6 protein-coding genes and 2 pseudogenes are annotated in these 6947 nt (G+C 65.6%); 3 read left to right on the top strand and 5 right to left on the bottom strand.

The annotated features are described in order from the left end of the window. A pseudogene (locus HC022_RS15915) lies at positions 1-288 on the top strand (ribonucleotide-diphosphate reductase subunit alpha); the annotation flags it as partial. A gap of 154 nt (positions 289-442) precedes the next feature. Next, positions 443-1417, top strand: a complete 975-nt coding sequence (nrdF, locus tag HC022_RS15910; RefSeq protein ID WP_008884045.1) for a class 1b ribonucleoside-diphosphate reductase subunit beta — start codon at positions 443-445, stop codon at positions 1415-1417. Positions 1418-1535: 118 nt separating this feature from the next. On the opposite strand, the gene HC022_RS15905 is transcribed toward nrdF, so the two are convergent. The 4 genes from HC022_RS15905 to ectA are packed head-to-tail and all read right to left on the bottom strand — an operon-like array spanning position 1536 to position 5239. After that, complete coding sequence (locus HC022_RS15905; RefSeq protein ID WP_089955176.1) at positions 1536-2966, bottom strand: aspartate kinase; 1431 nt, start codon at positions 2964-2966, stop codon at positions 1536-1538. A gap of 3 nt (positions 2967-2969) precedes the next feature. Further along, positions 2970-3362 carry an ectoine synthase gene (locus tag HC022_RS15900; RefSeq protein ID WP_089955170.1) on the bottom strand — a complete coding sequence of 131 codons (393 nt, stop codon included), beginning with the start codon at positions 3360-3362 and terminating at the stop codon, positions 2970-2972. Between the two features lie 6 nt (positions 3363-3368). After that, positions 3369-4643 carry a diaminobutyrate--2-oxoglutarate transaminase gene (gene ectB, locus HC022_RS15895; RefSeq protein ID WP_167453092.1) on the bottom strand — a complete coding sequence of 425 codons (1275 nt, stop codon included), beginning with the start codon at positions 4641-4643 and terminating at the stop codon, positions 3369-3371. A gap of 59 nt (positions 4644-4702) precedes the next feature. After that, entirely contained in the window at positions 4703-5239 is a 537-nt protein-coding gene (gene ectA, locus HC022_RS15890; protein WP_008883608.1) for a diaminobutyrate acetyltransferase, read from the bottom strand. 270 nt (positions 5240-5509) lie between these two features. Here ectA and HC022_RS15885 point away from each other — a divergent pair, with 270 nt between their 5' ends. Continuing rightward, positions 5510-6007, top strand: a complete 498-nt coding sequence (locus HC022_RS15885) for a MarR family winged helix-turn-helix transcriptional regulator (RefSeq protein ID WP_008884378.1) — start codon at positions 5510-5512, stop codon at positions 6005-6007. A 34-nt stretch (positions 6008-6041) separates the two neighbouring features. On the opposite strand, the pseudogene HC022_RS15880 reads toward HC022_RS15885, so the two are convergent. Next, positions 6042-6947, bottom strand: a pseudogene (locus HC022_RS15880) (transcriptional regulator); the annotation flags it as partial.

Genomic DNA, 6947 nt, shown 5'->3' with positions numbered 1-6947 from the left:
GTCTATTACCCGGCGCCGTTCATGTCGAACGGGAACCTCGAGTACTACCGCGACGCCTACGAGATCGGCCCCGAGGCGCTGATCGACACCTACGCCGCGGCGACCGAGCATGTCGACCAGGGCCTGTCCCTGACGCTGTTCTTCCCGGCCGAGGCGACCACGCGCGACATCAACCGGGCGCAGATCTACGCCTGGAAGAAGGGGATCAAGACGATTTACTACGTGCGCCTGCGCCAGACCGCGCTGGAAGGCACCGAGGTCGAGGGCTGCGTCTCCTGCACGCTGTGACCGCGGCCCGCGCCGCCGCCGGCGCCGGGATGACGACGATCCGAGGAAAGACGAAAGGGGCGGCCGCGCCCCTTTCCGGACAGGATGCAAGGGGCGCCGCAGCGCGCCTCGGAAAGAACGAGGGCCGGCTGGCCCGAAGAAGGGACGATCCGCGATGAAGGACACGATCAACGCCCCCGCCGTGCCGCGGGCGATCAACTGGAACCGGTTGCAGGACGACAAGGATCTCGAGGTCTGGAACCGCCTGACGGTGAACTTCTGGCTGCCCGAGAAGGTGCCGCTGTCGAACGACGTGCCGTCCTGGGCGACGCTGACCCCCGAGGAGCAGCGGCTCACCATCCGGGTCTTCACCGGCCTGACGCTGCTCGACACGATCCAGAACGCGGTCGGCGCGCCGGCGATGATGCCCGACGCCCAGACCCCGCACGAAGAGGCGGTGCTGACCAACATCGCCTTCATGGAAGCGGTGCACGCGCGCAGCTACTCGTCGATCTTCTCGACGCTGTGCTCCACCCGCGAGGTTGACGAGGCCTTCCGCTGGTCGGACGAGAACCCGCACCTGCAGGCCAAGGCCCGCGCCATCCTCGGGACCTACGCGCCCGGCGCCGACCCGCTGAAGCGCAAGGTGGCGAGCGTCTTCCTCGAGAGCTTCCTGTTCTACTCGGGCTTCTACCTGCCGATGTACTGGTCGAGCCGCGCCAAGCTCACCAACACCGCCGACCTGATCCGTCTGATCATCCGCGACGAGGCGGTGCACGGCTACTACATCGGCTACAAGTTCCAGCGCGCCATGGAGCGCGAGACGGCAGAGCGCCGGCAGGAGCTCAAGGACTACGCCTTCGGCCTGCTGTTCGAGCTCTACGAGATCGAGGGCCACTACACCGAAGAGCTTTACGACGATCTTGGCCTGACCGAAGAAGTGAAGAGCTTCCTGCACTACAACGCCAACAAGGCGCTGCAGAACCTCGGCTTCGAGGCGCTGTTCCCGCCCGAGGCCTGCGAGGTCAACCCGGCGATCCTCGCGGCGCTGAGCCCCGACAGCGAGAACCACGACTTCTTCTCGGGCTCGGGCTCGTCCTACGTGATCGGCCGCGCCGTGGCGACCGAGGACGACGACTGGGATTTCTGATCCCGCGTTAGGTCCCGCCACCGATCCCGCCTTCGATCCCTGGGCCTTCGGGCAAGGCACAAAAAAACCGCCCCGCGCGATGCGGGGCGGCCAGTTCGGGTCTTGGGCGTGCCGCGCTTCAGGCGGCTTCGCGAAGGTCAGGGGCGGCTTCACCCTCGATGAAGGTGCGGTGCAGCGCCTTGATGACCGGCTTCAGGATGTCGCGCTCGAGAATGAACTGGACGTCCACGTTGCGCGGTCCCTGGGTGGCGCCGATCGCCTCGAGCCCTTCGCCCGCGATGGCCACGAGGCCACGCTGCAGGCAGGACAGCCCGTTGAGATCGCGCCCCACCACCGAGGCCATGGCCAGCGTCCGCGACGAGATCCGCGCCGACGGGTAGAGCCTCTCGATATCCTTCTCCACGCGGCGCATCAGCTTCAGCGACGCATCCACGTAGTGGGTGATGGTGTTGGCGTTCGACACTTTCGACACGATGCGCACGCCATGGCGTGTCAGCACGTCGAGGATCGCCGCGTCGTAGCCCTTCACGCCGACCATGTCCTGTTCGAACACTTCCAGCGCGATGATGTCGAGCCCGGTGACGATCTCGACCGCGGAGTGGTCCGCCGGCTGGTCGTCGATCAGCGTGCCCGGATCGTTCGGCTCGAACGCGTTGGTCACGCGCAGCGGCACGCAGGCCTGGCGCAGGGTCTTGGCGGCCTTGGGGTGGATCGCCTCCATCCCGAGGTTCGACAGCTGGTCGGCCACGTCGTAGTTGGTCCGGCCGAGCTTGCGCACCGCGTCCTGACCCACGAGGTTGGGATCCGCCGACGAGAGGTGGAACTCCTTGTGGATGATCGCCTCGCGCGCCTGCGTCAGCGCTGCCATGTGCGAGAAGGTGACCTCGGAATAGCCGCGGTCGAACTCGCGCATGAGCCCTTCCTTGCACTGGGCATAGCCTGTCACGATGGGCATCTCGGACATCGGGTCGACGCCTTCGAGCGCGCCGAGGATGCGTTCCTCGAGCGTCACGTCGCCGTCGCCGCGCCAACCGCTGAGATCCACCAGCCGGGCATCGACGCCAGCGCGCTGAAGCATCAGTACGGTGACGAAGGCCGAGTGCGCCTCGCCGAGACCGGAGAGCAGCTCGCGGGTCTGCAGCATGTGCTCGGACAGCCGGAAGTGCCCGTAAGAGCAGACGCGGGCCAGGTCGATCAGGCAGTTGCGCGCACCGTCGATGCGGGTACGCACGAAATCGGTCGCCTGCTGGATGTCGCCGGGGTGATCGAGCACCGAGCTGTGGGCGTCGATCATCGCGTCCGCCACGCGGTTCAGCGCGTCGTGCCAGCCGTGCGAGTTGTCGCTCTCGGCGAACTGCCCGTAGACGCCGGGTTCGCCGGTCTTCTTGTGCTCGAGCAGCAGGTTGGTGATGCCGCCGAACGCGGACACCACGAAGATACGGCCATAAAGCTCAGGCCCCTCGCGACCGCCGATCAGCAGCGTGTCGCGCAGTTCGTTGAGGCGGGACATGGACGTCCCGCCGATCTTTTCAACCGTATGTTCTGCCATGGCTTACGCCACCTCCTCGGCCGGCGCGTAGGAACCGTCCTCGCGGTGCACCTCGTTGCCGGTGACCGGAGGGTTGAAGCAGCACGCCATGTGCAGCTCTTCCTCGGCGCGCAGGATGTGCTTGTCGTGCAGGTTCAGGGCGTACATGACGCCGGGCTTGATCTCGTGCGTCTCGCCGGTGGCGATGTCGGTGATCGAGCCCTTGCCCTTCATGCAGTAGACGCTCTCGAAGTGGTGCTTGTAGTGGAACGTGTGCTCCGAGCCCGCCTCGAGAATGGTGATGTGGAACGAGAAGCCCATGCCGTCCTGCGCCAGCAGCATCCGGGTGGAGGTCCACTGGGCGTCGGCCACGTGCTTGTCGGTTTTCTTGAGGTCGTTGAAGTCGCGAACGATCATGATGATTTACTCCGCTGCAATCTTGCTTGTTTCGGTGAGGGCGGCACGGGTGGCGTCGCGCAGGATCTCGAAGCCCTTCGCGAACTGCTCTTCCGTGGTGGTCAGCGGTGCGAGGACCTTGACCACCTCGTCATGCGCGCCCGATGTCTCGATGATGAGCCCGCGCTTGAACGCCTCGGCACAGATCTCGGAGGCAAGCTCGCCCGAGCCCACGTCGACGCCGCGCATCAGACCGCGACCCTTGAGGCGGGCGCCATCGACCATGTCGGCAATCGAGGTGAGACCGATCTCGACGATGCGGGCCTTCTTCTTGAGCTCCTCCTGGAAGGCATCGTCCTTCCAGAATTTCTCCAGCGCCACGCGGGCGGTGACGAAGGCGTGGGTGTTGCCGCGGAAGGTGCCGTTGTGCTCGGCCGGCTTCCAGATATCGAGCTCCGGCTTCACCAGCAGGGCGGCGAACGGCAGGCCCATGCCTGACAGCGATTTCGCCAGCGGGATGAGGTCCGGTTCGATGCCGAACTCCTCGAACGAGAAGAACGTGCCGGTGCGGCCGATGCCCGCCTGGATGTCGTCGGCGATAAGCAGCGCGCCGTGCTTCTTGGCGAGCCTGGCAATGCCTTGCATCCATTCCTTCGACGCGGCGTTCAGACCGCCTTCGCCCTGAACCGGCTCCACGAGGAAGGCGGCGGGGGCGTCGAGGCCCGAGGACGGGTTGTCGAGCATCCACTCGATCTGCTTCAGCGTGTCGGTGTCTTCGCCGAAGGCACCGTCATAGGGCAGGTGGGTGACGCCCTGCAGGGGCATCGCACCGCCGCCGCGCTTGCCGGAATTGCCGGTCGCGGCGAGCGCGCCCATGGTCATGCCGTGGAAGCCGTTGGTGAAGGCCACGATGTTGTGGCGGCCCGTCACCTTGCGGGCGAGCTTCATGGCGGCCTCGACGGCGTTGGTGCCGGTCGGGCCGACCATCATCACCTTGTGGTCCATGCCGCGCGGCGCGAGGATGATGTCCTCGAAGGCGGTCAGGAAGGCTTCCTTCTGGTCGGTGTGCATGTCGAGCCCGTGGGTCACGCCGTCGGCACTGATGTGCTCGATCAGCGCGGCCTTCATGTCGGGGTCGTTGTGGCCATAGTTCAGCGACGAGCAGCCGGCGAGAAAGTCGATGTACTCGCGGCCCTCTGCGTCGGTGAGGATCGAGCCGCTGGCCTTCACGAAGCTGGTCGGGAAGCTGCGGCAATAGGAGCGCGCTTCGCTTTCGCGGCGCGTGTAGATGTCGCGTGTCATGAGACGTCCTTTCGTCTTCTGATGTCGGGGTGTCGGCGAAGAGGGGGTGGTGGCGCGCCTCAGGCGGCGCGCAGCACCTCGGCCTCGTCGCGGGGCAGGCTGATCGTCACCATGTGCTCGGTGTCGTGCTGCCCGTCGAAGTGGACTTCCTTCTCGTAGTGGGGTTCGTCCGTGAGCTCGCCGCCGATGTCGCGGGCAAAGCTGCGGAACAGGCCCCAGGACGCGTCGTTGTCCTCGGTGATGGTGGTCTTGAGGTGATCGGCGTCCGCGCATTCGTCACGGTTGGCCAGATGCGAGAGCATCTTCTTGCCAAGGCCAAGGCCGCGGGCCTTGGGGCTCACCGCCACCTGCCACACGAAGAAGGCGTCCTTGTTGGGGATCAGGTGACCCGAGATCCAGCCGACGACATCTCCGTCGAGCTCCGCCACCACGCAGGTGTCGCGGAAGTGCTCGGCCTGCACGATGTTGCAGTACATGGAGTTCTCGTCGAGCGGCTTGCACGCGCGCACCAGTTCCCAGATGGCGGCGCCATCGGTGGCCTCGGGCTTGCGGAGAAGGAGCGATTCCTTCCGGGTCGTGAAGCTGTCTTTCGGCATCGGGTCTCGTTCCCTTTCGGTTCCTTTGGTTGGTAAACTAGTCAAAGCGGGGTAAAGTTTCAACAGCCAAAGTATTTTTCGACACTTTCTCGCTGATCTTATGTTAATAGGCTGTAATGTAGTCAGTATTTTCTCGTTCTTGAAAACGTTCCGCAAAGCATTATCCTTAGGGAAACGAAGAAATCGCGGGAGATGCTTAGTCAGTTGAAGTATTTCCCGTTCCATGCAAACAAAGGCCCTTCACCCCTGAACGTATGAGGCGTTGGTCCGATGGATCGAACGGATGACAGCTTGATCGCCCTGCGGCGCATATTGCGAGCCACCGAGCTCTATGAACGTGACCTGGCCAATGCAGCCGGGGTGACGCCGGCCAAGCTGCGTGTCATGCAGATCGTTCATGCGCGAGGTGGCACGGCGACGCCCAAGGCGCTGGCGACCCAGATGGGGGTGACGCAGGCGACGATTACCGGGCTTGTCGACAAGCTGGTGAAGGACGGGCTTGTGCACAGGGCCCAGTCCAGCCTGGACCGCCGTCAGGTCAACGTCGTCCTGAGCGAGCGCGGGGGAGAGACCCTGCACCGCGCCCCCGATGCGCTGCAACAGCGCTTCGTGCGCGAGTTCGAGCGGCTCGAGGACTGGGAGCAGGCGCAGCTTTTGTCGTCGCTGGAGCGGGTCGCGGCCATGCTCGACGCCCGCGACCTCGACGCCTCGCCGGTGTTGACCACCGGCGCCATCCACGCCGACAAGCCCGAGAAACGCCCGGCCTGAAAGAAGCCCGGCCTGAGCGGCCCTTGCGCGCAGCTCAGAGCAGTGCGCGGATCGGCTCGAGCAGCCCCTTGTTGCGCAGCGTGCGCACCGGGTAGTTCTCGTCGTTGACGATGCGGTCGATGGTGAAGCCGGGCTCGATCTTGGCCAGCTTCACGGCGGTGGCCTGGGCCTTGTCGAGCTGGTTCTCGAGCGCGTAAAGCGCGAGCAGGTGCCGGTGCGCCGGTCGCGATAGCGGGGCGGCGCGGGCGGCGGCCTCGCCTGCCTCGATGGCCTCCTGCGGGCGGCCGCCGGCGATGGCGATGATGCAGTGCCCCATGTCCCACCATTGCTTGAACGGCGAGCTGCGGGCGATGGCCCGGGCCCGGGCCGAGGCGTCGAAGGCGGCGCTCACGTCGCCTTTCATCATGTTGGCCTCGGCCAGCGATTTCCACGCAAAGGCAGATGCCGGGTTGCGGGTGACCGCGGTTTCGGCCAGCTCAAAGGCTCCGGCTGCGTCGCGCTGCGCGGTGCCGCGCACCTTCGAGATCAACGCCTGCACCAGCGCGTTGCCCTCGCTTTCCTCCATGGCGCGGTAGTTCAGCGCGATGGCTTCCTCGCGCAGCGCCTCGCGGTCGTCCTCGAGCAGCTCCATCAGCTGGATCATCCGCACCATGCTCGACCACGCGAGGTAGATGCCGTTGCCGTCGAGCTCATGCGCCTGCCTCAGCAGCGAGTAGGCCTCGCGCAGGGCGTTTCGCTCGAAGCTGAACATCCGGTACATGCTGAGACGCGAGAGCGCGGTGGCGCGGCTTTCGGGCCGGCTGCTGTCGAGCACCTGCGGCAGCTTGCCGATGATCACGTCGGCGGCCTCGAACACCAGCCGCGACATCGCCTCGTCCGGGTTCAGGATGTCCTCGAGATGGCGGATGGTCTGCAGCTTGGAATGCAGGATCCGCCCGGT

Source organism: Salipiger sp. HF18 (assembly GCF_011806505.1).
Taxonomy (GTDB): Bacteria; Pseudomonadota; Alphaproteobacteria; order Rhodobacterales; family Rhodobacteraceae; genus Salipiger; species Salipiger thiooxidans.
This window is presented reverse-complemented; position numbering and strand designations above follow the sequence as displayed.

What these genes read in the sequence shown, in the direction of transcription:
- nrdF (WP_008884045.1), top strand. Translation starts at nt 443, where the DNA reads ATGAAGGACACGATCAACGCCCCCGCCGTGCCGCGGGCGATCAACTGG.
- HC022_RS15905 (WP_089955176.1), bottom strand. Translation starts at nt 2,966, where the DNA reads ATGGCAGAACATACGGTTGAAAAGATCGGCGGGACGTCCATGTCCCGC.
- HC022_RS15900 (WP_089955170.1), bottom strand. Translation starts at nt 3,362, where the DNA reads ATGATCGTTCGCGACTTCAACGACCTCAAGAAAACCGACAAGCACGTG.
- ectB (WP_167453092.1), bottom strand. Translation starts at nt 4,643, where the DNA reads ATGACACGCGACATCTACACGCGCCGCGAAAGCGAAGCGCGCTCCTAT.
- ectA (WP_008883608.1), bottom strand. Translation starts at nt 5,239, where the DNA reads ATGCCGAAAGACAGCTTCACGACCCGGAAGGAATCGCTCCTTCTCCGC.
- HC022_RS15885 (WP_008884378.1), top strand. Translation starts at nt 5,510, where the DNA reads ATGGATCGAACGGATGACAGCTTGATCGCCCTGCGGCGCATATTGCGA.